Below are 1,785 nucleotides of genomic sequence, written 5' to 3' on the forward strand. Positions count from 1 at the left end.
GCGGGGATCGCGACTTGCGTCGCTCCTACAGTTTTCCGCGGGGCATTGAAGCTCGAACTGTAGGAGCGACGCGAGTCGCGATCGGATCACTTCTTGAACTTCAACAACTTGAAGTAGGGATAGTTCTCCGACTGCACCGGGAAGTCGATGTCGTCCTTCATCGCCCAGTTCAGCATCTGGTGGTGGATCGGCAGGTAGACCACGTCGTCCTGCACCGTCTTCCAGGTCTCGGCCACCATGCCGGCGCGCTTGCCGAGGTCGATCTCGCGGTTCATCGCCTTGGTCAGCTCATCGACCCTGGGGCTGGAATAGCCGGTCACGTTCCACGAGCCGCCCTTGTCGGTCCTGGTCTCGTAGAGGTAGTGGAAGACGTAGTGCGAGTCCATGGTCGGCACGCCCCAGCCGAGCATGTAGAGGTCGAGCTCGCCCTTGGGCAGCTCGGCGAAGTGGATGCTCTTGGGCCGCGCGTCCAGCCGCGCCTTGACGCCGATCTGGCCGAACATGCCGGTCGCCGCCTGGCAGATCGCCTCGTCGTTCACATAGCGGTCGTTGGGGCAGGACAGCGTGACCGCGAAGCCGTTGGGGTAGCCGGCTTCGGCGAGCAGCGCCTTGGCGCGTGCCACGTCCGGCGTCGGCACCACGTCCAGCGCCTTGTCGTAGCCGTCGATGAAGGGCGGCGCGACGATGCCGGCGGGCACCGACTGGCCGCGCATCACCACGCGCTTCACCGCCTCGCGGTTGATCGCGATGTTCATCGCCTCGCGCACGCGCTTGTCCGCGAAGGGGTTCTTGCCCTTGACGTCCGCGCTGCGCAGCTCGGTCGCGCCCTGGTTCATGCCGAAGAAGATCGTGCGGTTCTCGGGGCCGGAGCGCACGACGATGCCCTTGGCCGCGGACAGGCGCTCCAGGTCCTGCACCGGTGGATCGAGCAGGAAGTCGATCTCGCCCGAGAGCAGCGCCGCGACCCGGGTGGCGGCCGACCGCACCGGGGTGAACACGACCTTGGCCACCTCCATCGGGTAGCTGCCCTTGCCCCAGTAGTCCTCGTTGCGCTCGAGCTCGGTGCGCACGTCGGGCTCGCGCTTGGCCAGCCGGAAGGGGCCGGTGCCGTTGGCGTTGCGCACCGCGAAGGTCTCGTCGCCGGCCTTGTAGTTCTGCGGCAGGGTGACCTTGTTCGCCTCGGACCACTCGCGGTCCATGATGAAGAGGTTGGTCAGGTTGTTGGGCAGCAGCGGATTGGGGCCGTCGGTGCGCATGCGCACGGTGTGCTCGTCGACCGCGGCCACCTCGACCACGCTGGTCAGCAGGCCTTTCATGTCCGAGTTCTCGTGCTTGGCGCGCAGGATCGAGAACACCACGTCGTCGGCGGTGAAGGGGTTGCCGTTGTGGTACTTCACGCCCTCGCGCAGCTTGAACTCCCAGACGTTGGGGTCCTCGGTGATGCGCCAGGACGTCGCCAGCCGCGGCGCGAGCTTCATCTCTTGGTCGCGGAACACCAGCGAGTCATAGACCTGGTGGTTCATGACGTGGGTCGGCCCCTCGTTCTGCGCGTGCGGGTCCATGGTCAGCGCGTCGCCGGCGGCCGCCCAGCGCACGGTCTGCGCAAAGGCGGGGGCGGCGGCCACGCCGGCTAGGGTCGCGAGGGCGAACGGCAGGGCGAGGGCGAGTCGGGTCCGGGTCATTTTTCGATCTCCGTCGGGTGCTGCGGGGTCTGAACGGCTGGGGGGCCGGCATGCGGGCTGCCGGAGCGGCTCGGCAGCGCGCATGCCGGCCGATTGGTGCACC

The 1,785-nt window shown here is 67.5% G+C and carries 1 protein-coding gene; it reads right to left on the reverse strand.

The window, feature by feature from the left end:
* Positions 1-86: 86 nt before the first annotated feature.
* Complete coding sequence (locus C667_RS22680; RefSeq protein WP_004387550.1) at positions 87-1,682, reverse strand: ABC transporter substrate-binding protein; 1,596 nt, start codon at positions 1,680-1,682, stop codon at positions 87-89.
* Positions 1,683-1,785 lie beyond the last annotated feature (103 nt).

The sequence above is a fragment of the Thauera phenylacetica B4P genome (genome assembly GCF_000310225.1).
Classification (GTDB): domain Bacteria; phylum Pseudomonadota; class Gammaproteobacteria; order Burkholderiales; family Rhodocyclaceae; genus Thauera; species Thauera phenylacetica.

Excerpts from the sequence above, each read along its gene's own strand:
- C667_RS22680 (WP_004387550.1), bottom strand. The coding sequence starts at position 1,682 with ATGACCCGGACCCGACTCGCCCTCGCCCTGCCGTTCGCCCTCGCGACC.